We start from the raw sequence: 22,615 nt of genomic DNA on the forward strand, positions 1-22,615 counted from the left end.
AAGAAGAAAGGAGATCAATACATGACCGAAAAGAAGGTTTATCGCTATGATTGGGCCGGCCGTCCTTTAATCATTGAAGTCGGACAATTGGCCAAACAAGCGAATGGCGCTGTGCTTGTCCGTTATGGAGATTCGGCCGTTCTATGTACTGCGACGATGTCAAAAGAAGCAAAGGCATTGGATTTCTTCCCACTGACAGTCAACTATGAAGAACGTTTATACGCTGCAGGTAAAATTCCAGGAGGATTCATTAAACGGGAAGGACGTCCATCCGAACATGCCATCCTGGTATCCCGATTGATTGACCGTCCGATTCGTCCAATGTTCCCGGATGGATTCCGCAATGAAGTACAAGTTGTTTCCATCGTAATGTCTTCCGATCCGGATTGTCCGACAGAAATGGCGGCATTGGTCGGTTCATCATTGGCGCTTTCCATTTCGGATATTCCATTCAATGGACCAATTGCCGGTGTGAATGTCGGCTATGTGGATGGTAAATTTGTCATCAACCCGGATGTGGCGCAATCAGAAAAAAGTACAATCCACTTGTCGGTTGCTGGAAATAAAGATGCCATCAACATGGTGGAAGCCGGAGCATTGGAAGTGCCTGAAGAAATCATGCTGGAAGCGATTATGTTTGGCCATGAAGAAATTAAAAAATTGATCGCGTTCCAAGAACAAATTGTGGCGGAAGTCGGAAAAGAAAAAATTGAAGTGGAATTGTTTGAAGTGGATGAAGAAATTGAAAAAGCGGTACGGGAAATGTGCGAACAAGATATGATTGCCGCTATTCAAACGGTCGAAAAATTGGCCCGCGAAGAAGCAATCGAGGCTGTGAAACAGCGTGTGGTTGCCCATTATGAAGAACAAGAAGCCGAAGAAGAAACATTGAAACATGTGAATATCGTATTAGAAAAAATAGTCAAAGAAGAAGTCCGCAGATTGATTACAGAAGAAAAAATCCGGCCGGATGGACGGAAAGTGAACGAAATCCGCCCGCTTTCATCCGAAGTCGGTTTATTGCAACGGGCTCATGGTTCAGGGTTATTTACCCGCGGTCAAACGCAAGTGCTTTCCATTTGTACGTTAGGACCATTAGGCGATGTGCAAATTATTGACGGATTAGGTTTGGAAGAATCAAAACGTTTTATGCACCATTACAACTTCCCTCCATTCTCCGTTGGGGAAACTGGTCCGATGCGTGGTCCGGGACGCCGGGAAATTGGTCACGGTGCCCTTGGGGAAAGAGCATTGCTTGCTGTCATCCCGGATGAAAAAGAGTTCCCATATGCCATCCGTTGCGTATCTGAAGTATTGGAGTCCAACGGTTCCACATCCCAAGCTTCAATCTGTGCAAGTACACTTGCCATGATGGACGCTGGTGTGCCAATCAAAGCGCCTGTTGCGGGAATTGCGATGGGACTTGTGAAAAAAGGCGATTATTACACAATATTAACGGATATCCAAGGAATTGAAGACCATCTTGGTGATATGGACTTTAAAGTGGCTGGTACTGAAAAAGGTGTAACAGCACTGCAAATGGACATTAAAATTGATGGCCTATCCCGTGAAATTTTGGAAGAAGCGCTCATGCAAGCAAGAGAAGGCCGCATGATTATCTTGGAGCATATGAAACAAACGCTTGCCGAACCGCGCAAACAACTTTCAAAATATGCGCCTAAAATCATTTCCATCAAAATCAATCCGGAAAAAATTCGCGATGTTATCGGTTCCGGTGGAAAAACAATTAACCGGATTATCGATGAAACCGGCGTAAAAATAGATACGGAACAGGACGGAACAATTTACATCTGCTCACCGAATGAAGAAATGAACCAACGTGCCAAAGAGATCATCGAGGATATCGTACGTGAAGCAAAAGTGGGAGAATATTATTTGGCAACGGTTAAACGTATTGAAAAATTCGGTGCATTCTGCGAAATCTTGCCAGGAAAAGATGGACTATTGCATATTTCCGAAATTCAGGAAGAACGCACGAACAAAGTGGAAGATGTGTTGAAAGTTGGAGATAAAGTTCTTGTAAAAGTCATCGACATCGATGATCAAGGACGAATCAATCTGTCCAGAAAAGTCGTTTTAAAAGAGGACAGGGAACGGGCAAAACAAAATTCGAATAATCGTTAAGATGATGAGAGGTTGTAAGAAAGGAGAACAACCTCTTTTTAATTTGTCCAATGGCCATGCCTTTGAGTGAATCAAAAAACTTTTCATCTTCTTTAATATTTTGTAAAGTAAGAGTAGTTTCGAAGGAAAAGGTTGAAATAGAAAGAGGTTGAACATTGGTTAACGTTTACACTTGCCAAAATGGCTTAAGAATTGTTTATGAGCATGTTCCATACGTGCGTTCGATTTCTGTGGGCATTTGGGTGGGGGCAGGTTCCCGTTTTGAATTGCCTGAAGAAAATGGAATCACCCACTTTATTGAACATATGCTTTTTAAAGGAACAGCCACCCGTTCGGCAAGACAGATAGCGGAGGAGTTTGATCGCATCGGCGGAGAGCTGAATGCATTCACAACAAAAGAAAATACATGTTATTATGCGAAAGTGTTGGACCATCATGGAAAATTGGCCATTGACATATTGGCGGATATGTTTTTCAATTCCGTTTTTGAAAAAAGTGAATTGGAAAAGGAACGGCAAGTCGTTTTAGAGGAAATTTTAATGAGCGAAGATGCGCCGGATGATGATATCCATGAACGTTTATGGAGAGTCATGTATCCGAACGATTCATTGGGACTTCCCATTTTGGGGACGAAAGAAACCCTTCAAACCTTCAATCGGGAGCTCATTCTAACCTATATGGAGAAACACTATTATCCAAAAAATGTCGTTGTATCCCTTGCCGGGAATATATCGAAGGAATTGCTCTTACATATTGAATCATTGTTTGGACAATTTGAACCGTCAGAAAAAGCCGTACCGATGCAATTGACGGATCCGGCCTTCCACTCAGGACGTTTCATCAAGGAAAGGGATGTGGAGCAGTCCCATCTTGCCATGAGTTATCCTGGCATCAGCGTCAAAGATTCCGATTATTATAGCTTCATCGCGCTGAATAATATAATTGGAGGCAACATGTCCTCCCGTCTGTTCCAAGAAGTGAGGGAGGAAAAGGGATTGGCTTACACCATTTACTCCTATCCTTCCTGTTACATGGATGTTGGGGCGATCACCATATACGGCAGCACCAACAATCAGCAATTGTCCCTGTTGCATGAAACGATTCTAGGGGCAATTGAAAAAATCAAAACAGAAGGTGTGACACCGAAAGAGCTTGAGAACGGAAAAGAGCAGCTGAAAGCGAGTTTCCTGCTCAATATGGAGAGCATGACAAACCGTATGACCCGAAACGGGAAAAACGAGTTGATTTTTGGCCGTCATTTGCCGGTGGATGAAATTCTTCAAAAGATTGATGGCATTTCACTGGATTCGGTACAGAAACTGATCGGTAAGATTTTTTCCGTTGAACCGGCAGTGGCCATCATCGGGCAGGATGTCCAAAATTATCAACGAAAAATGGTAAATGCATGAAGAAAAAACGAGCAAGGGAAAACGTCCTCTGCTCGTTTTTTTAGTGCGCCTGGCATGGGTGTAATCTATAGGGTGTAAGTCCCGAACTGTGAAGGCAGAAGTAACAGTTAGCTTAACGCAAGGGTGTCCGTGGTGACGCGGAATCTGAAGGAAGCGAGCGGCAAACTTCCGGTCTGAGGAACACGAACTTCATATAAGGCTAGGTATCATTGGATGAGTTTGCTAAACAAAACAAAGTCCTTTCTGCCAAAGGTGGTACAGAGTAAATGAAGCAGATAGATGGAAGGAAAGATTACATTCTTACCCGGGGAGGTCTGGCGGATATGTGAAGTACGCTTCATAACCTACTTAGTGATAAGTAGCTGAACCGTCAGAAGTCAGCAGAGGTCATAGTATTAGTTGGTTTAGAACTACTAAGAAGGACCGAACAATTAAGAGAGAATAGCCCTTGGCATTCAGTGAGTCATGATGAACACAGAAAACGTAGTACCTCACTTGAGGAAGGAAGCGGTGAATCCCGTGGGAGACCTCTTGGAGGGTGGAGTGACCACTGGCATAAAGAGAACAGCTATTCACGGAAGTTATAAAGACTTGCGTCAATCATCTTAATTGAACCGCCGTATACGGAACCGTACGTACGGTGGTGTGAGAGGACGGGAGTTAATCGCTCCCTCCTACTCGATTGTTAAAATTCCTTTTTCTCCAAAATGTAGGTGGAAAGTTTATAAGATAAATAGAAAAGAATTGCAGAAACCGGCAAAGAAATAAGACTCAATATATCCAAAATTTCAAAAAACCGTACACTCCAATTCCCATTGGATAAAATATTTGTAGCGATAATTGGGATGAATATAGCAGCTAGTATCAAAATGCGCCCCTTTTGGATTCCGTATTTAATGGTTGCTGGAATCGTTAGGCCCAACATAATCAGCAAGCTGGAGGCGACAATAGATAAAACCTTCAAAAATTCATTCATCTCAATAGCTGCTCCGGACATCTCGTTCGTAATCAGAAATACTGGAAAGATAATCAAGAGCATGAATAACAGCAAAATTAAGCTCAATATATATTTGCTTTTTACAATATCGGCTTTTTTCACCGGCATCGTATAGACATAACGATACCAATTGCTTGTTTCGTCATAGGCAAGTAAGGTGTTAATTTGTGTAATACATAAAACGGTTAGAAAAATCATCAGCATTCCAGGATCTCCAAAAAAGAAAGAGGCGAAGAAAAATAACAATGTTAAAGTGAAGATTAAGTTCTTTTGATTGAACATTAAATACAAATCTTTCAAAATAAGTGCCCTCATGGTTGAACCCCTTTCACGAAAAATAACATGATCTCTTCAATGGACGGCTTATCAAGTGTAAAGGCGCTGTTTACTTCTTTGCGATCCACTAAAATCTCGACGCCAAAAGCGTTTTTTTGCATACGCACTTTTGCGTGTTCCGGCAGTTCCATCGATTGCTCGGCTGTTCCTTTCCAAATCCCGTAATTATACAACAGTTCATCTTTATTTTTGCTGAAGACAATTTTCCCCTCATGAATAAAAGTGATATAATCGGCGATTTTTTCCAAATCGGATGTGATGTGGGTGGAGAATAAAATGCTGTTGTCCTCGTCCTGAATAAACTCCATGAACAAATCAAGAATTTCATCCCGCACAATCGGGTCAAGTCCGCTTGTCGGTTCATCCAATATCAGCAATTTCGGATGGTGGGCCAAAGCCATGGCAATGGACAGTTTCATCCGCATCCCACGGGAAAGCTGTTTAACCGGTTTTTTGAAAGGGACTTTAAATCGTTTTAATAGTTCAACGTAGAAGTTTTCATCCCAACGGTTGAAGATTTTTTCAAAGATGTTGTTGATTTGGGTTGGATTCAAAATGTCCGGTACGTAAAGGTCATCAAAGACAACGCCGATCTGTTCTTTGATTTCCGTTTCATGTTCAACATGGTCGAGCCCGAAAATTTTGATTTCCCCCTGCTCTTTTTTCAATAAATTTAAAAGGCATTTAATGGTTGTTGTTTTACCGGCACCGTTTTCCCCTACAAATCCCATAATGGTTCCTTTTGGCAATTGAAAAGTAACATTTTCCAATTGGAATTGGGAAAACCTCTTACTTAAATTGCGCACTTCAATTGCATTCGTCATTCCAATTCCTCCTCCACTAACATTGAAAGTAAATCAATCAGTTCTTTTCCCTCGATTCCTGCAAGCTTTGCGATTTGAACGGCTTTAGATAAGTGCTCCTCCACCTGGCGAAGCAATTCTTCCCGCAAGAATTCCTGATTCCGTTCCGCGACGAAGCTGCCTTTTCCCGCAAAAGTGACGATAAATCCATCCCGCTCCAAATCGGAATAGGCCCTTTTTGTCGTCATCACGCTGATTTTCAATTCTTTTGCCAGGCTGCGGATGGAAGGGAGGGAATCACCCGGCTTCAATTTTCCTGTGATGATTGCTTGTTTTATTTGTTCTGTAATTTGTTCATAAATCGGTTTTTCCGATGCGTTGCTCAGTTTGATGTCCACAAAGTCACCACCATTCGGATGCATAACTGTATATATACAGTATATACAGTTAGAACAGAATGTCAACCAAAAAGTTTTAAAACAAGATGGGCACCTATCAGTTTTTCAATGCATATAGTACTAATAAGCTCATGGAGGAGGGAAATGATGCTGTTGTCAGAGCTCGCTGAAAAAGAATTGATCGAAATGGAAAACGGTGTTCGCTACGGCTATTTGTCCGAAACGGAATGCATTTTCGATCCTAAAACGGGGAAAATTTTAGGATTTGAACTGATAGAAACATCCCGGCTGCCTTTCCAAAAGAGAAAAGCAAATGCGGCATTATTCATTCCTTGGGAAGAAATTCATCTGATTGGAGAAGACCGCATTTTGTTCCGCAAAACCACAGGCACAAGAAGGTATTATGACCGATGAACAGCGAAAAATGGCTCATCATTGGAACGGATGCCCGATTGAAACTTCTCGCCAAGAAATTGTCAAACCCCGAACGGACGGTTTTTTACAAAAGCAAAACTTCTTGGGACAATGAATTAAATCAGCTGGCAATAGAGCAAGAGCCGGACTATATCGTACTGCCAATCCAACCATTGAAAGTGGAAGTGCCTGCAGTATTGGGGTTGCAAAACGCCACTATTTTTTGTGGAAAGACCAATGAGGAATGGAAGGAAATTTTGGAGGAACATACCGTCCATCATTACTTGGAAGATGAAGCGTTTATCTGGCAAAATGCGTTGTTGACGGCGGAAGCGTTTGTTGCGACATTTTACCAAACGAAGCAGGCCATTTCCGGAAAAAGATTCATCATTACGGGATTTGGCCGGGTGGCAAAAACCTTGGGACATCTGCTTCGAAGCATCGGTGCTGAAGTCATCATCGCAGTCCGATCCGATGTGCAACTGAACGAAGCGAAAGCCTTTCGTTATCAAGCTTCTTATTTGGCGGATGTGGGGGAAATCGAAGCGGATTACTTTGTCAATACCATACCGGCAAAATGGCTGGATGCGGGTATCAACGAAAAAATCCGCATTCCGATTTTTGATTTAGCTTCCTATCCAGGTTGTTTGCAAGAAGGGGTAGAACGGGAAAATTACCAATTGCTTCCTGCATTACCGGGGAAATTTTTCCCGAATGATGCGGCGAACATTTTATACAATTCAATTGTTGGTCAATTAAGGAGGAGAAAGTCTTGCTGAAAGGTAAAAGAATAGGGCTTGGCATCACCGCTTCCCATTGCACATATGAGGATGTCGTACCGAAAATTACAGATCTTCGCAATGCAGGTGCGACGGTGATTCCAATTGTTACTCATTCCGTTTTGACTGCGGTTACCCGCTTCGGCTCCGGGCAAGAATGGGTGAAAAAAATCGAGGAGTTGGCGGGGGAAAAAGTCGTTTCGACCATTGTGGAAGCTGAACCGTTGGGGCCAAAAAATCCTCTTGATTGTATGGTCATCGCTCCCATGACGGGAAATTCCATCAGCAAATTTGCCAATGCCGCGACAGACAGCCCTGTATTGATGGCGGCAAAAGCCACTCTCCGGAACGGAAATCCTGTAGTGATCGGAATTTCCACAAATGATGCCCTTGGTTTAAACGGCGTCAACATTATGAAACTATTAAACTCAAAAAACATTTATTTTATTCCTTTCGGGCAAGATGATCCATTCAATAAACCGACTTCGTTGATAGCCGATTTTTCAAAAATGGTGGATACAGTCGTGCACGCAATTTACTACAAAAAGCAGCTACAGCCTTTATTTATTCAATACCATAAAGAAAATTAATTTTTATCACACAATTCAGTAAAATTGTGATAAAATTTTCATCATTATATGAAGATTATTTGGTTACTATTTTAGGAGGAGATTTGTGCAATGGCGAAGCAATTAACAGTAGCGATTGTTGGTGCGACTGGCGCAGTCGGTACTAAAATGAAAGAACAATTACTTAAAAGAAATTTTCCAATTAAAGATATAAAATTTTTGGCATCTGCCAGATCCGCAGGAAAAGAAATTGAATTCGGAGGAAAAACGTACAAAATTGAAGAAGCGACGCCTGAAGCGTTTGAGGGAGTGGATGTCGCGTTATTTTCTGCAGGCGGTTCCGTTTCCGCAAAACTTGCTCCTGAAGCTGTCAAAAAAGGTGCCGTTGTAATTGATAACACAAGTCATTTCCGTATGGATCCGGATGTGCCGTTGGTGGTGCCTGAAGTGAATCGTGAGGATTTAAAAAAACATAACGGAATCATTGCCAATCCTAACTGTTCAACAATCCAAATGGTTGTTGCACTCCAACCGATCCGGGAAAAATTAGGTCTAAAGAGAGTCATTGTTTCCACATATCAAGCGGTTTCCGGTTCAGGAATGTCCGCAATTGAAGAACTTCGCGTGCAAAGCGGAGAATGGGAGAAAGGAAAAAATGTAGAAGCGAATGTGTTGCCGGTTAAATCCGAACCAAAACATTATCCAATCGCCCGCAACGTGATTCCTCAAATTGATGTATTCACAGAAAACGGATATACAAAAGAAGAAATGAAAATGATTAATGAAACGAAAAAAATCATGCATTTGCCTGATTTGGAAGTTGCGGCAACATGCGTGAGAGTTCCGGTAGTTGCCGGACACTCGGAATCTGTTTATATCGAAGTGGAAAAAGAGGCGAGTCTACAAGAACTCTTTGATATTTTAAAAGACGCTCCTGGAGTAGTATTGCAAGATGATATCAACAACCAAGTTTATCCGATGCCGATTTTTGTGGAAGATGAAGATCCGGTGTATGTCGGAAGAATTCGCAAAGACTTGAATCATCCAAAAGGCTTCCACCTATGGATCGTTGCAGATAACTTATTGAAAGGTGCTGCATTGAACTCCATCCAAATCGCTGAAGCAATGCTGGAGGATAACTTACTATAAGGGGTGTTAGATTTGGATTTAGGTAGGATCGCTACTGCCATGGTGACACCGTTTCAAGAAAATGGTGACATTGATTTCGAAGCGGCAGAGAAATTGATTGAACATTTGCTTTCGAATGGAACCGATTCGATTGTTGTTTGCGGAACAACCGGTGAATCGCCAACTTTATCAATGGATGAAAAACTTCAACTGATTCGATTTACCGTTGAAAAGGTGAATAAACGGATACCCGTCATTGCGGGAACAGGCACTTATAATACAAAAGAAACAATCGAGATGACGAAAAAGGCGGAAAGCCTCGGTGTGGATGGGGTCATGCTGGTGGCTCCCTACTACAATAAACCGAATCAACGCGGTCTATATGCACATTTTGAGGCAGTAGCAAAAGAAACGGCTTTACCCATTATCCTTTACAATGTGCCAGGGCGCACGGGCACCAATATCGAAGCCGCCACAACGATTGCATTAAGCAAAATACCTAATATCCAAGTCGTAAAAGAAGCAAGCGGAAATTTGGATCAAATGGCTGAAATATTAGCAAAGACCGATGAAGATTTCTTCGTTTACAGCGGTGATGATGCATTGACGCTGCCCCTTTTGGCCATCGGAGGCAAAGGCGTCATTTCCGTTGCCTCCCATGTGGTCGGGAATGAAATGCAGGCGATGATCCGCGCCTTTGAAGAAGGAAGATTAGACGAGGCAGCGAAAATGCATCAAGCTTTATTGCCGCTTTTTAAACAGCTGTTTAAATGTCCGAATCCGGTTCCGGTGAAATATGCATTAGGCAAAGTAGGCTTTTCAGTCGCACGGGTTCGTCTGCCGCTGGTTGAGATGACCGAAGAAGAGAAGCGTCAATTTGATGAAGTTTGGGAACATGTAAAACAAAGTATTTAAATCCTGCTGTCCAAACAATTCCATTCTGAGTTGTTTGGACGGCAGGTTTTTTTAATTTCCCCCTTTGAAATCCCATTTTTTATTTGTACTTCCACCCATCTCACCGTATAATGATAAATAAGTGGTTGTGCGTTCGGGATAATATTAGGAGGAAAGATTGTGTTAAAAACAAAAAATGAAGTCATTCGGATCATCCCGCTTGGAGGAGTGGGAGAAATCGGTAAATCCATGTACGTGATCGAAATCGATGACGAAGTTTTTATTGTCGATAGCGGACTGATGTTCCCGGAAGATGAAATGCTTGGTATTGATATCGTTATTCCAGACTTTACTTATTTGGAAGAAAACAAAGATCGGATTAAAGGAATATTTTTAACCCATGGCCATGAAGATGCCATTGGCTCCATTGCCTATGTTTTGCAAAAAATAAATGCCCCTGTGTACGGTTCGAAACTGACAATTGCACTTGCAAAGGAACATTTAAAAGAGCTTCCGGCACCGCATCAAGTGAAATTCTTTGAAGTGACGAACAAAAGTCGCATGAATTTCCAATCGACTTATGTAACATTTTTCCATACAACACACAGCATTCCAGACTCTTTGGGCATCGTGTTCCACACTTCCGAAGGGGCAATTGTGTTTACTGGAGAATTCAAATTTGATCAGTCGGCAAAAGGAAAATTCAAGCCGGATCTTGCGAAAATGGCTCAATTGGGTGAAGAAGGGGTATTCATTTTACTTTCCGAATCAACGGAAGCTGAACGTCCAGGATATACGACAAGTGAAACCGTGATTGAAGAAAAGTTGGCGAAATACTTCCACTCTGCCCCTGCCCGTATCATTGTTGCAGTATATGCATCGAATTTTATCCGCATTCAACAAGTATTCAACCAAGCACAAAAATCAAACCGGAAAGTCGCTATCGTGGGGAAAAGCCTTGAAAAAGTCATCGATATCGGCGTGAAACTTGGATATTTATCGATTGATGAAAATACATTGATTCCAATTACGGAAATCAGCAAATATGAAGATGATGAATTGATCATTATTGTGACAAGCAATCAAGGGGAACCGCTTGACGCCCTTGATAAAATCGTTCGAAAACAACATCGCGACATCCGTATAAAAGATACGGATACTGTGTTGATTACATTCACACCGTCACCAGGAATGGAAGTGCAAATGTCCAATGCGATGAACAATCTTGCCAAAGCTGGTGCAACGGTATTGACTGCCGACAAAAAAGTCCATGTTTCCGGACATGGCAGCCAGGAAGATTTAAAATTGATGTTAAATTTAATGAAGCCAAAATACTTTATCCCGATCCAAGGCGAATACCGTATGTTAATCGCGCACTCCAAATTGGCACAGCAAGTCGGAATTGATAAATCAAGAATTTTCATTGCAGATAAAGGCGATGTTGTTGAATATCGAAATGGGAAAATGCGCATAAGCGGAAAAGTGCAGGCTGGAAATGTATTAATTGATGGAAGCGGTATTGGCGATGTTGGAAACATTGTGTTGAGGGATCGAAAACTGTTGTCCCAAGACGGCATATTCATTGTGGTTGTAACCCTTAACCGTTCCCAAAAGAGAATCGCTTCCGGTCCGGAAATCATTTCGAGGGGCTTCGTTTACGTTCGCGAATCGGAAGAATTGATTTCTGAAGCGACGCAAATTGCCCGTGACTGCATTGAAAAATATGTTAATAAAGATACATTTGAGTGGACGAATATTAAACAAGAAATCCGTGAAACGCTTAGCGCTTATCTATTCCAAAAAACGAAACGTCGTCCAATGATTATCCCAATTATTATGGAATACTAAGCCAGCCCGGAAAGACAGGATTTTCTTCACCGCGATCCCGCGGTCAAGGAAATCCTGTTTCTCATACTGTTGATGGTTGATTGCAAAGTAGGTGAACAATTTGGCGAAACGGAAGACGAGAGGGAAAACAAAAGCGAAAACGAAAGCAAAAAACGGCATTTCCGTCCTCTATTTTGAAATCATTGGATTGCTGTTGATTGGTTTTTCAATCATCATCTTTTTCGAATATGGTTTTGTCGGCAAAACGGCGCAAAATATTTCCATGTTTTTATTAGGCAATTTATACTTTGCCATTCCGACATTTCTTGCACTATTCGCATTATTATTGATGGTCAAGCGTGAAAAAATCCCGCTTACGGACCGGGTTGTTCTCGGTGTCATCATGATGATTTTCAGTCTGTCAATTTTTAGCCATAGTGTACTTATTGAAGAGTTATATAAACAGGATGCCTTGGAATCTAAATCGGTCTTGAAAGAAACTTGGCGGATCATGATTACGGATGGCGGGATTGTAAACAGAAGCAATGCTCTGGGCGGCGGATTTATTGGGGCATTATTATTCAGCATGTTCCACATTCTATTCGGTTCCGCCGGAGCTCGGGTGGTCGCCGTGTTATTGTTCATTATCGGAATTGTTTTAGTGACGGGAAAAGCTTTTGTGCCAATGATTGCCGAGAAAATTCCAAACCTCAAAATAAAACTGCCACAACGGAAAAAAAGAAAACGCCGTTCTTTGAATAAGGACGAGAATGCCAAAAAGCGGGCGAAAACAAGTGAACAATCAGCATTAAAAGAAATGGCTGTGGCAAATGAAGAAACAGTTCCGTTATCCATTATTGAAGAGGATGAAGAGGATCATGAACCAATCATTTCAGCCTTCACCCAAAATATTCAAAAAGTGCGGGAAGAGCCGGAAGAAGTGACGGATGACGAATCCATTGAAGAAACGATTCAGCAGTCTGTTGAAAAGAATGTGGAAAATCAGGATTATCGCTTGCCGCCGATGAATTTATTGAATGTTCCCCCTGAGCATGATCAAAGCGGGGAATATTCAATTATTCAAGCAAACGCGAAAAAGCTGGAACAAACCCTTTTAAGCTTTGGTGTGAAAGCGAAAGTGGTGCAAGTACACTTGGGCCCGGCTGTGACAAAGTATGAGGTCATGCCGGATGTGGGGGTAAAGGTAAGTAGAATTGTCAATTTACAGGATGACCTGGCCCTTGCACTGGCCGCAAAGGACATCCGAATGGAGGCGCCGATTCCCGGAAAGTCGGCCATTGGTATTGAAGTGCCGAACAGTGAAGTCGCCGTTGTAACACTGAGAGAAGTCCTTGAATCGAAAGAAAATAATAAACCGGATGCAAAACTATTGATCGGTTTTGGACGTGATATTACAGGACAGGCCATTTTGGCGGAATTGGACAAAATGCCTCACTTGCTCGTCGCCGGTTCAACGGGAAGCGGGAAAAGTGTGTGCATAAACGGAATCATCATATCCATCTTGATGCGTGCAAAACCGCATGAAGTCAAAATGATGATGATTGACCCGAAAATGGTGGAATTGAATGTCTACAACGGCATTCCGCACTTGCTTGCGCCCGTTGTGACGGATCCGAAAAAAGCGTCCCAGGCGTTGCAAAAGGTTGTCAGCGAAATGGAAAGACGCTACGACTTGTTCTCCCATACCGGAACAAGAAACATCAAAGGGTACAACAACTATGTTGAACGTTACAATCAGGAACACGATGAACAAATGCCGAAGTTGCCGTATATCGTTGTGGTGATTGACGAGTTGGCGGATTTAATGATGGTGGCATCCCATGACGTGGAAGATGCCATTACGCGCTTGGCTCAAATGGCGCGCGCGGCAGGTATTCACTTGATTATCGCAACCCAAAGACCATCCGTAGATGTCATTACCGGGGTCATTAAAGCGAATATCCCATCCCGTATCGCCTTTGCCGTATCGAGTGCTGTGGACTCCCGCACGATTCTTGATATGGGGGGGGCAGAGCGGCTATTGGGACGGGGAGATATGCTCTTTATGCCGGCGGGAACTTCCAAACCAATCCGTGTTCAAGGGGCATTCGTTTCCGATGAGGAAGTGCAGGCGGTTGTGGATTATGTCATTTCCCAACAGAAAGCCCAATATGATGAAACGATGATCCCAACGGATGAACCGGAAAAAAGCTTTGAAGAGGAAACCGACGAGTTATATGATGAAGCGGTGAAATTGGTGGTGGAAATGCAATCCGCCTCCATTTCCATGCTGCAGCGCCGCTTCCGCATCGGTTATTCCCGCGCGGCAAGAATCATCGATCAAATGGAAGCCCGCGGGGTCGTCGGTCCTCCCGACGGCAGCCGTCCAAGACAAGTGCTGATTTCCAATATCAACGAATAAACAAAAGCTGTCCGGAAGAAACTTTTCGGGCAGCTTCTTTTGTTCCAGGGTAGAGCTATTTATTTGCCGCTTCCCATCCTGTAAAACTGTGACACAATTACAACAATTCATGCAGGAATCTTTCTTTGACAGCGGGCCATTCCTCTTTGATGATGCTATACATTACCGTATGGCGGATGGTTCCGTTGGGCCTGATTATGTGATTTCGAAGCACGCCTTCCTTTGTGGCTCCAATTCTTTCGATGGCTCTTTGGGATTTTTTATTTGTATGGGCAGTTTTCAGTTGAACCCGATTCAATTGCAACTGCTCAAAGCAATAGGAGAGTAGCAAATATTTGCAATTGGTATTGACCGGTGTACGCCATACCGATGGATTCAGCCATGTTCCCCCAATTTCCAGCCTTTTATGGTCCAAAACGAGATCTAAAAATGAAGTGCAGCCTACAATTCGATTGGTTTTCTTATGGATGATGACAAAGACATAGGAAACTTGCTCCTTCCGTTCTTGAACCGCTTTTCCCACATATTTTTCAACCGCTTCTTTCGTTGCCAAATCAACCTGCATATGTTCCCAGATACGTTCATCCTTCGCCGCTTCGGCAATCGCTTCGATATCTTCCGATTCTATTGGCCGAAGCAAAACGATATCATTTTCCAAAATAATATGTTCCATTGTATCAACTCCTTTGTTGCCATTAAAAACCTCCTTTGGTATTTTTGAAATAACCAAATTACGAATTTTTCATCATACCAGGAGGTTGCCGATGGAGCTGCAGTTTCAATTTCCGGATGGGGTGCCCAAGTATATTGCAATCTACGAACAATTAAAGGAAAAAATCATCAATAAGCAAATAAAGCCAAATGAAAAATTGCCTTCCAAAAGAAAACTTGCGGAACAATTAAATATCAGTATCCAAACGGTCCAAAACGCATATGAACAATTATTGAGCGAAGGCTTCCTGTACAGCGTGGAACGTTCCGGCTACTTTGTCGCCAAATATAATGAGGAATGGCTGCGCGTTCCTGCAACGAAAAAGCCGTCCATCAAACCCGCTGAAGAGAAAACGATATTTAATTTAAAAAACGGACAGGTAGATGCGGAGGCATTTCCTTATAAAATTTGGGAAAAAATATATAAAAACCAATTGCAAAGCCATCCCGTCCACAATAGTGCATGGCAAGGAGAAGAATCGCTGCGAAAGGAAATTGCCCAATATTTACATATGGCAAGGGGAATTGCTTGCGAACCGGAGCAAATCTTTCTATTCAGCGGCACACAACAGCAGTTGCAGGCATTATGCATTTTTTTTGGCAATATTTCGGTTGCGGTGGAGGAACCCGGATATTTTAGGGCAACTTCGATTTTTCAGCAAATGCATTATGATATTGAATATGTACCGATTGATCAAGCTGGAGCCGCTGTTCCTTCAAAAATGGTGAAATTGTATTATGTAACGCCGGCCCATCAATACCCTTTGGGGGTTGTGATGCCTATTGAACGAAAAGCACGGCTTCTCCAATGGGCAAAAGAAGTGGATGCATATCTGATCGAGGATGATTATGATGCGGAATTCCGTTATAAAGGGTTACCGATTCCGCCGCTTTCAAATCTGGATCAACTTCAACGGGTGATTTACTTTGGCACATTCTCCAAAACCCTCATCCCTTCCATAAGGATGAGTTATATGGCATTGCCGTTACCTCTTGCAGGGGAATTTCAAAAGTTTTATCAAAATCAAAAACCGACCGTATCGAGAATCGATCAACTGGTTGTTGCTGAATTTATGCGTTCCGGCCATTTTGCAAAGCATATTGAAAAAATGCGTACATTGTATCGCAAAAAAAGAAAGCAATTATTGGCGGCATTACAAACCAATTTGACGGATGAGTTTAAAATTTTTGGCGATACAGCAGGACTTCATATCATCATTCAACTCCCTCCTTGGCTGGAAGAAGGGCGGGCGGTTCAAATTGCATCGGAAAATGGAATAGCCATCGATCCGGTTTCAACATGTTATCAGACGAAAACAACCAATCATCTTGTAATGGTAGGGTTTGGAGCGATTCCAATCGAAAGCATTTTTCCCGTGGTTGAAACTTTGGCCAAAGCTTGGCTGGAATCCCGTGAATGAGGAGATTTAAGTGCTTTTGAATGCCAAATGGAAAATTTTCTATTAAAATAAAAATGTTGTACATAAACTAATTTATTCCATGTATAGTAGTAATAGTGGTCAATTCGTAGTTTTTTGAATAATATACATGTCTCTTGAGAAAATTATTTATGAGGTTATGCATAATATTGGGAAGTCAGGAGGAATTTTTTTGTTTCAGACGACGAAATTGGCGGAAGGTGTTTCGCTACATATAAGAAAAACGACACAATTTAAAACGGTCAATTTCTCCTTTAAATGGAGAACACCATTGACGACAAAAACCGCAGCAGAACGGGCCGTACTTTCAAACGTGTTGCAGCATAGCAATGCAAGATTCAGGAAGTCGGCGGAATTTCGCAGTTATTTGGACGATTTATATGGAACGATGCTGTATTTCGACGTTTCGAAACGCGGCGGGGAACATACGGTCATGCTGAATGTCGAAACGGTAAATGACCAATATTTGTCCAACCAACCGGTTTTAAACGATGTGATTGACTTGCTTCAAACCGTCATCTTTCAACCGAATTGGAAAAACGGTCAATTTGTCCCTTCCATCGTTGAACGGGAAAAACAAATCGTCATTCAGCGAATCGAATCTGTTTTTGATGATAAAACCCGTTATGCCCAACAGCGTTTGACGCAAATTTTACGTCCGAATCATCCTGCATCCATCCCTGCAAGCGGCACGATCGAAACGGTGAAAGAAGTGACACCGGCGTCATTGACAGAGGCTTACCAGTCGATGATCGACAACGATAAAATCGACATTTACGTTGCAGGGGATATCGACGTTGAGGAGATACAAGAAAAAATGAAAAAAGCTTTTCAATTTAAAGATCGTACTCCTCAAAAACCAACCATCAATGAGGATTCAAAACCGGAGAAAGATTATGTAAAAGAATTTCAGGATATGAAACAAGGGAAACTGCATATGGGCTTCAGCACACCGGTGAAATTCGGGGATCCTGATTTTCCGAAAATGCAAATTTTCAATGGCGTTTTTGGAGGTTATGCCCATTCGAAATTATTTATGAATGTGCGCGAACGGGAAAGCTTATGTTATTACGTTTCCAGCTCTTATTCGCCGCATTACGGACTCCTTTATGTCATATCCGGGATTGAACCGAAAAACGAGAAAAAAGCCATTGATATCATTTTTGAACAATTGGATGAAATGAAAAAGGGGAATATCGCCGACTTGGAATTGAATCAAACAAGGGCGATGCTCGTCAACCAATTGCGTGAAGCCTTGGATTTGCCTCGCGGGCAAATTGATATTTTTGACCAATACAAAGATTTGGATGAAGAATTTTCCGTGGAATTATGGAAGGAACGTTGGGAAAAGGTGACAAAAGAAGACCTGCAACAAATGGCATCCCAATTGAAACATGAAGCTACGTACTTCCTCTGCGGAAAGGAGGCGGAATAATGGAAACCATCGAATTTCAACAGTTGGATGAAACGTTATATTATAAAAAGCTGGCCAATGGGCTGGATGTCTATATATTGCCTAAAAAAGGATTTTCCAAAACGTTCGTTACTTTTACAACAAAGTACGGTTCTGTTGACCGCACTTTTACGCCGATTGGTGAAAAGGAGCCCATTACCGTACCGGATGGCATCGCCCATTTTCTTGAACATAAAATGTTTGAAAAAGAAGAAGGCGACGTATTCCAAAAGTTCAGTGAAAGAGGGGCTTCCGCAAACGCCTTCACCTCTTTTACAAGAACCGCTTATCTATTCTCTGCGACGGACCATATTTTTGAAAATACGGAAACATTATTGGACTTTGTGCAGGAGCCGTATTTTACAGAAAAAACGGTGGAAAAGGAAAAGGGGATTATTGGACAGGAAATTACGATGTACGATGATCAGCCCGATTGGCGGCTTTATTTTGGCGCAATCGAAAACATGTATCACAATCATCCGGTAAAAATTGATATTGCCGGAACGATTGAATCGATCGATCAAATTACAGCCGAACATTTATATACTTGTTACAATACGTTCTACCATCCTTCCAATATGCTGCTTTTCATCGTCGGCAATGTGGATCCGAAAGAGATGATGGCATTTATTGAAGACAACCAAAATAAAAAGTCTTTCAAAGAAGCGCCGGAAATCCAACGCTATTTTGATGAAGAACCGTTGGCAGTGGCCATCAAAGAGCGGGAAATCCAAATGGATGTCCAACAACCAAAAGTGTATGTCGGGCTGAAAGCGAAAGAAACCAACTTGAGCGGAGAAGAAATGCTGAAGCATGAGCTTGCAATCCAAATCGGATTGGAAAACTTATTTGGCCGTGCATCGGAATTTTACACAGATGTTTATGACAACGGTTTAATCGATGAGTCCTTTGCTTACGATTTCACGTTGGAGAAAGGTTTTGGTTTTGCTTTAATCGGTTCCGATACGCCAAATCCTGACGCACTCGTTGAAAAAATCTTGAATACCGTAAATCACGCGGAGCAAATGCTCAATGTTGAATCCATTGAACGCATCAAGCGTAAAAAAATCGGTTTTTTCTTAAGAGCGCTTAATTCTTTGGAATATATTGCGAATCAATTTACAAGATATAAATTTAATGATATGAATTTATTTGATGTAGTTCCGGTGATTGAAAAAATTACGTTGGAAGATGTAAAAGAAGCTTTCCAATCGATTCAAGGGGAATCCCAACAAACAATCTTTAAAATTTTACCGATAAGTAGGAATCAACAATGAAGAAATTTGCACTTGTGATCGGGGCATCCGGTGCGATTGGCAGTGCGATTGTAAAGCGTCTGGCTAAAGATGGCTGGTCGCTTTATTTGCATTATTTCAGAGGCCGGAAAAAAGTGGACCAATTAATGAAGGAATTGACAGCCGCTTATCCGCAATCGGAATTCATTCCTGTACAGGCGGATTTTTCCGTTGATGGGGGAGCGGAGCAATTGGCGAATCAAATCTTCTCTGTCCAGGCGGTGATTTTTGCCGGCGGAACGGCATATTATGGGTTGCTTGAAGATACGCCGGCAAGCATCATCGATAAGTTGTGGAAAGAACATGTGCAAAATCCGATTCGCCTTGTTGCGCTTTTGTCAAAAAAATTACGCCAAAACGGCAGCGGTTATATCATGTTCATCGGATCCATCTGGGGAGAAGCGGGTGCCGCCTATGAAACCGTTTATGCCACGGTGAAAGGGGCCCAGCACGCTTTTGTAAAAGCTTATGCGAAAGAAGCGGCCAGCCAGCGGATATTGGTCAATGCCATCGCACCGGGAATCATCAATACCGATATGAACTCACATTTATTAGAAGAGGAAAAACAGGCGATTTATGATGAAATTCCGCTCCATCGCCCAGGAGAACCGGAAGAAGTGGCGAATCTCGTCTCCTTTTACATTAGTGGTCAGGCGGATTATGTAACGGGACAAATTATTCGATTAAATGGTGGTTGGTACATATAAAAATGGATGGTTGACCATACTAATGTCGAAAAGGAGGAGTGAATATGGAAATATTACAAAACTGGGAAAAATGGAAATCATTCTTGGGAAAACAAGTTGAAAATGCAAAAAATATGGGATTATCCAGCAACACAATTGAAAAAACGGCTGTACAAATCGGCGAGTATTTGGCAAAAAATGTGGACCCGAAAAATGAGCAGGAGCGGGTTCTGGCTGATTTATGGTCAGTGGCTGATGAAAAGGAAAAGCAAGCACTGGCAAGCTGTGTCATGAAATTGGTGCAAGACAAAAAAGTTAACTGATGCTCTATTTTTGAAAAAGGAAAAGGGGGATTTTCCTCCTTTTTCTTCATTCAAATTGAACTTAATGTAAAATAAAGCATAATTTTGTCCGATTTTGGCACAATTTTGTCGCATTGTAAACTTTTCAATACATACAAAATCCGCTATGATGAAACTTGTAGGTAATCAATTTCGTTTCTATTGCAAGGGGACGGTTGTGGATGGGTGAATGGTACTTCGAATATGAAATTCAAGTAAATCGTCCAGGTTTATTAGGGGATATCGCCTCATTGCTTGGTATGCTGAAAGTGAATATCGTAACGATTAATGGTGTTGACGAAGGGCGTCGAGGTTTGTTGTTAAAAGCCGAAAACGAAGAATCCATCAAACGGTTTCAATCCATTGTCAATACGATTGATGATATCCGCGTCACAAAATTCCGGGAGCCGAAACTTCGCGACCGTTTGGCAGTTCGCCACGGTCAATATATTGAAAAAGACGCAGATGAAAAAAATACATTCCGTTTTGTACGGGATGAACTGGGCATATTGGTCGACTTTATGGCTGAATTGTTCAAAACCGATGGACATAAGTTGATCGGCATCCGCGGAATGCCCCGGGTGGGGAAAACGGAATCCATTGTTGCCGCAAGCGTCTGTGCCAATAAAAAATGGATATTTTTATCCTCCACAATGATTAAGCAAACGGTTCGAAAACAACTGATAGGGGATGAATTTAATACAAATAATATATTTATCCTCGATGGCGTTGTCACTAGAATGTCGACAGATGAAAGGCATTTGCGGCTTGTTCGGGAAGTGATGAAAATGCCCAGCGTAAAGGTGATTGAACATCCCGACATTTTTGTGAAACATTCCGAATACTCCATTGAAGATTTTGACTATATTATTGAATTGCGGCATCATCCGGACGAAGAAATAGTTTATGATGCGATTGTAAAAAATGACACTTTTGCAAACGATGACTTTTTCTCATTTTAATAATATTAGATAAAGTAGGTGTTATGGTTGACAGAGCTTGGAACTCGCCTAAAGGAAGCGAGATTATCTAAAGGTTACAGTTTAGATGACTTGCAAGAAATAACTAAAATTCAAAAGCGATATTTGATCGGCATTGAAGAAGGAAATTATTCCATCATGCCTGGAACCTTCTATGTCCGTGCGTTTATTAAACAATATGCGGAAGCGGTTGGCCTGGATCCGGAAGAAATTTTCGAGCAATATAAAGATGAAATTCCGAGTCATCAAACAGAGGAAGTTGCCCAATCATTCTCCCAAAGTCCAACACGGAAAAGATTAAAAACCGCATCTCCAAATAAATTGATGGAAAATTTGCCGAAATATGTCGTCGCTTTATTCATTATCATTATTATTGCTGTTCTTTGGTTCTTTTTCTCCCAAAGACCTTCTACCGAAGATGAATCCGTGACGGAGAATGGCGATTCATTTGAATACGAACAAACGGAAGTTAAAACACCTCCTGCAAAAGATAATGAGGAAAAAGGAAAAGAGGAAAATTCTGACAAACAACCGGCAACAGAAGCGGATGAGGAAGAGCAAAAAGATGATGAAAAAACAGCTCAAGTGATTTCCGAGGGAGAAGTGCAGCCGGATGGGGTATCAACGGTCTATAAATTGTCCGGAACTGACAAAATGCTCATCCGTGTGGAAGTATTGGGTGATACATGGGTAAGCATTCGTGACGCGAATGGAAACGAACAGGTGGAAGATCGCATATATAAACAGGGCGAAGTGGTGGAACATGATTCCACAGCGAACGGTTATGCCCGCATTCGACTTGGTTTCTCCAATAATGCAAAAGTTTATGTAAACGGTGAAGAAATCAAGTACGTTCAAGACTTAAGTGCGCAAAATATCATTATTCAATTCAGCGAGGAACAGTAGTCATCTAATGAAGATGACTATTTTCTTTCGCCCAAAAGTTGTATAGTAAATAATGGGATGTACCAATATTTTCTTTCTGATGAAAGGTTGTAGAGAACGATGAATTTACCAAATAAAATAACCGTTTCCCGCATTTTATTGATTCCGATTTTTGTGATTGTGATGATGTTTGATTTTAATTGGGGAACAATGGAATTATTTGGGGCGGAAATGCCTGTCCACCATTTTGTGGCTGCACTGATTTTTATCGTTGCATCATGCACCGATTGGATCGATGGACATTTTGCCCGGAAATATAATCTGGTCACAAATTTGGGAAAATTTTTGGATCCTCTTGCAGATAAACTGTTAGTGACTTCCGCATTCATCCTGTTGGTGGAACTTGGACTTGCTCCAGGATGGGTGGTTATTGTCATTTTAAGCCGTGAATTTGCCGTTACCGGTTTGCGTTCCATTTTGGCCGGGGAAGGAAAAATTGTCGCCGCCAGCAAATTGGGAAAAATCAAAACATGGACGCAAATCGTTGCCATCGTTGCTTTGCTTTTGCACAATACTATTTTTGCACTGTTCGGCATACCATTTGATGACATCATGCTTTACGTAGCATTATTCTTTACCATTTGGTCCGGATGGGATTACTTCTATTTGAACAGACATGTTTTTGTCAATTCCAAATAAGTGAG

At 41.9% G+C, this 22,615-nt stretch carries 22 protein-coding genes; 18 read left to right on the forward strand and 4 right to left on the reverse strand.

What is annotated here, in order from left to right:
* Window positions 1–21: 21 nt before the first annotated feature.
* The 3 genes from pnp (at window position 22) to NST13_RS01130 (ending at window position 4,163) form a co-directional block, all read left to right on the forward strand.
* Entirely contained in the window at window positions 22–2,145 is a 2,124-nt protein-coding gene (gene pnp / locus NST13_RS01120) for a polyribonucleotide nucleotidyltransferase (RefSeq protein WP_342581182.1), read from the forward strand.
* Window positions 2,146–2,300: 155 nt separating this feature from the next.
* Window positions 2,301–3,554, forward strand: coding sequence for a pitrilysin family protein (locus NST13_RS01125; protein ID WP_342581183.1), 1,254 nt, complete (start codon window positions 2,301–2,303; stop codon window positions 3,552–3,554).
* Between the two features lie 465 nt (window positions 3,555–4,019).
* Window positions 4,020–4,163, forward strand: coding sequence for a hypothetical protein (locus tag NST13_RS01130; protein WP_172597779.1), 144 nt, complete (start codon window positions 4,020–4,022; stop codon window positions 4,161–4,163).
* A 76-nt stretch (window positions 4,164–4,239) separates the two neighbouring features.
* On the opposite strand, the gene NST13_RS01135 is transcribed toward NST13_RS01130, so the two are convergent.
* The 3 genes from NST13_RS01135 to NST13_RS01145 are packed head-to-tail and all read right to left on the reverse strand — an operon-like array spanning window position 4,240 to window position 6,088.
* Window positions 4,240–4,866, reverse strand: coding sequence for an ABC-2 transporter permease (locus tag NST13_RS01135; RefSeq protein WP_342469821.1), 627 nt, complete (start codon window positions 4,864–4,866; stop codon window positions 4,240–4,242).
* Window positions 4,863–5,711, reverse strand: a complete 849-nt coding sequence (locus NST13_RS01140; protein WP_342581184.1) for an ABC transporter ATP-binding protein — start codon at window positions 5,709–5,711, stop codon at window positions 4,863–4,865. Before NST13_RS01140 ends, NST13_RS01135 begins: the two co-directional genes overlap by 4 nt.
* Entirely contained in the window at window positions 5,708–6,088 is a 381-nt protein-coding gene (locus tag NST13_RS01145; RefSeq protein ID WP_342469819.1) for a GntR family transcriptional regulator, read from the reverse strand. The genes NST13_RS01140 and NST13_RS01145 overlap by 4 nt, the downstream gene beginning before the upstream one ends.
* Before the next feature lie 147 nt (window positions 6,089–6,235).
* Between NST13_RS01145 and NST13_RS01150 the strand changes: the two genes are divergently transcribed.
* The 7 genes from NST13_RS01150 (at window position 6,236) to NST13_RS01180 (ending at window position 14,121) form a co-directional block, all read left to right on the forward strand.
* Window positions 6,236–6,502, forward strand: coding sequence for a YlmC/YmxH family sporulation protein (locus NST13_RS01150; protein WP_342471319.1), 267 nt, complete (start codon window positions 6,236–6,238; stop codon window positions 6,500–6,502).
* Window positions 6,499–7,281, forward strand: coding sequence for a dipicolinate synthase subunit A (locus NST13_RS01155; RefSeq protein ID WP_342581185.1), 783 nt, complete (start codon window positions 6,499–6,501; stop codon window positions 7,279–7,281). The genes NST13_RS01150 and NST13_RS01155 overlap by 4 nt, the downstream gene beginning before the upstream one ends.
* Window positions 7,275–7,871 (forward strand): dipicolinate synthase subunit B, encoded by a 597-nt coding sequence (locus NST13_RS01160; RefSeq protein ID WP_342469817.1) that lies wholly within the window; start codon window positions 7,275–7,277, stop codon window positions 7,869–7,871. Before NST13_RS01155 ends, NST13_RS01160 begins: the two co-directional genes overlap by 7 nt.
* Before the next feature lie 90 nt (window positions 7,872–7,961).
* Window positions 7,962–8,999, forward strand: a complete 1,038-nt coding sequence (locus NST13_RS01165; RefSeq protein WP_342469816.1) for an aspartate-semialdehyde dehydrogenase — start codon at window positions 7,962–7,964, stop codon at window positions 8,997–8,999.
* Window positions 9,000–9,011: 12 nt separating this feature from the next.
* Window positions 9,012–9,893, forward strand: a complete 882-nt coding sequence (gene dapA, locus NST13_RS01170) for a 4-hydroxy-tetrahydrodipicolinate synthase (RefSeq protein WP_342581186.1) — start codon at window positions 9,012–9,014, stop codon at window positions 9,891–9,893.
* A 159-nt stretch (window positions 9,894–10,052) separates the two neighbouring features.
* Complete coding sequence (locus NST13_RS01175; protein ID WP_342469813.1) at window positions 10,053–11,720, forward strand: ribonuclease J; 1,668 nt, start codon at window positions 10,053–10,055, stop codon at window positions 11,718–11,720.
* A 100-nt stretch (window positions 11,721–11,820) separates the two neighbouring features.
* On the forward strand, window positions 11,821–14,121 hold the full coding sequence (locus tag NST13_RS01180) for a DNA translocase FtsK (RefSeq protein WP_342581187.1): 2,301 nt from the start codon (window positions 11,821–11,823) through the stop codon (window positions 14,119–14,121).
* Between the two features lie 97 nt (window positions 14,122–14,218).
* Here NST13_RS01180 and NST13_RS01185 read toward each other — a convergent pair whose 3' ends face one another.
* Window positions 14,219–14,794 (reverse strand): GNAT family protein, encoded by a 576-nt coding sequence (locus tag NST13_RS01185; protein ID WP_342581188.1) that lies wholly within the window; start codon window positions 14,792–14,794, stop codon window positions 14,219–14,221.
* A gap of 91 nt (window positions 14,795–14,885) precedes the next feature.
* Here NST13_RS01185 and NST13_RS01190 point away from each other — a divergent pair, with 91 nt between their 5' ends.
* From NST13_RS01190 to pgsA, 8 genes are all read left to right on the forward strand, one after another.
* Entirely contained in the window at window positions 14,886–16,253 is a 1,368-nt protein-coding gene (locus NST13_RS01190; protein ID WP_342581189.1) for a PLP-dependent aminotransferase family protein, read from the forward strand.
* Window positions 16,254–16,443: 190 nt separating this feature from the next.
* Window positions 16,444–17,706: a pitrilysin family protein gene (locus NST13_RS01195; RefSeq protein ID WP_342581190.1), complete on the forward strand. Its 1,263-nt coding sequence runs from the start codon at window positions 16,444–16,446 to the stop codon at window positions 17,704–17,706.
* On the forward strand, window positions 17,706–19,001 hold the full coding sequence (locus NST13_RS01200) for a pitrilysin family protein (RefSeq protein WP_342469808.1): 1,296 nt from the start codon (window positions 17,706–17,708) through the stop codon (window positions 18,999–19,001). The genes NST13_RS01195 and NST13_RS01200 overlap by 1 nt, the downstream gene beginning before the upstream one ends.
* Window positions 18,998–19,726, forward strand: coding sequence for an SDR family oxidoreductase (locus tag NST13_RS01205; protein ID WP_342581191.1), 729 nt, complete (start codon window positions 18,998–19,000; stop codon window positions 19,724–19,726). Before NST13_RS01200 ends, NST13_RS01205 begins: the two co-directional genes overlap by 4 nt.
* 44 nt (window positions 19,727–19,770) lie before the next feature.
* Window positions 19,771–20,028 carry a DUF3243 domain-containing protein gene (locus tag NST13_RS01210; RefSeq protein ID WP_342469806.1) on the forward strand — a complete coding sequence of 86 codons (258 nt, stop codon included), beginning with the start codon at window positions 19,771–19,773 and terminating at the stop codon, window positions 20,026–20,028.
* Between the two features lie 200 nt (window positions 20,029–20,228).
* Entirely contained in the window at window positions 20,229–21,008 is a 780-nt protein-coding gene (locus tag NST13_RS01215; protein ID WP_342469805.1) for a DUF3388 domain-containing protein, read from the forward strand.
* Window positions 21,009–21,026: 18 nt separating this feature from the next.
* The gene (locus tag NST13_RS01220) at window positions 21,027–21,932 is read left to right on the forward strand and encodes a RodZ family helix-turn-helix domain-containing protein (protein ID WP_342469804.1); all 906 of its coding nucleotides are present in this window, start codon (window positions 21,027–21,029) and stop codon (window positions 21,930–21,932) included.
* Window positions 21,933–22,031: 99 nt separating this feature from the next.
* Entirely contained in the window at window positions 22,032–22,610 is a 579-nt protein-coding gene (gene pgsA, locus NST13_RS01225) for a CDP-diacylglycerol--glycerol-3-phosphate 3-phosphatidyltransferase (RefSeq protein WP_342581192.1), read from the forward strand.
* Window positions 22,611–22,615: the final 5 nt, after the last annotated feature.

Origin of the sequence: Ureibacillus sp. FSL W7-1570 (assembly GCF_038593265.1) — a bacterium.
Classification (GTDB): Bacteria; Bacillota; Bacilli; order Bacillales_A; family Planococcaceae; genus Ureibacillus; species Ureibacillus suwonensis.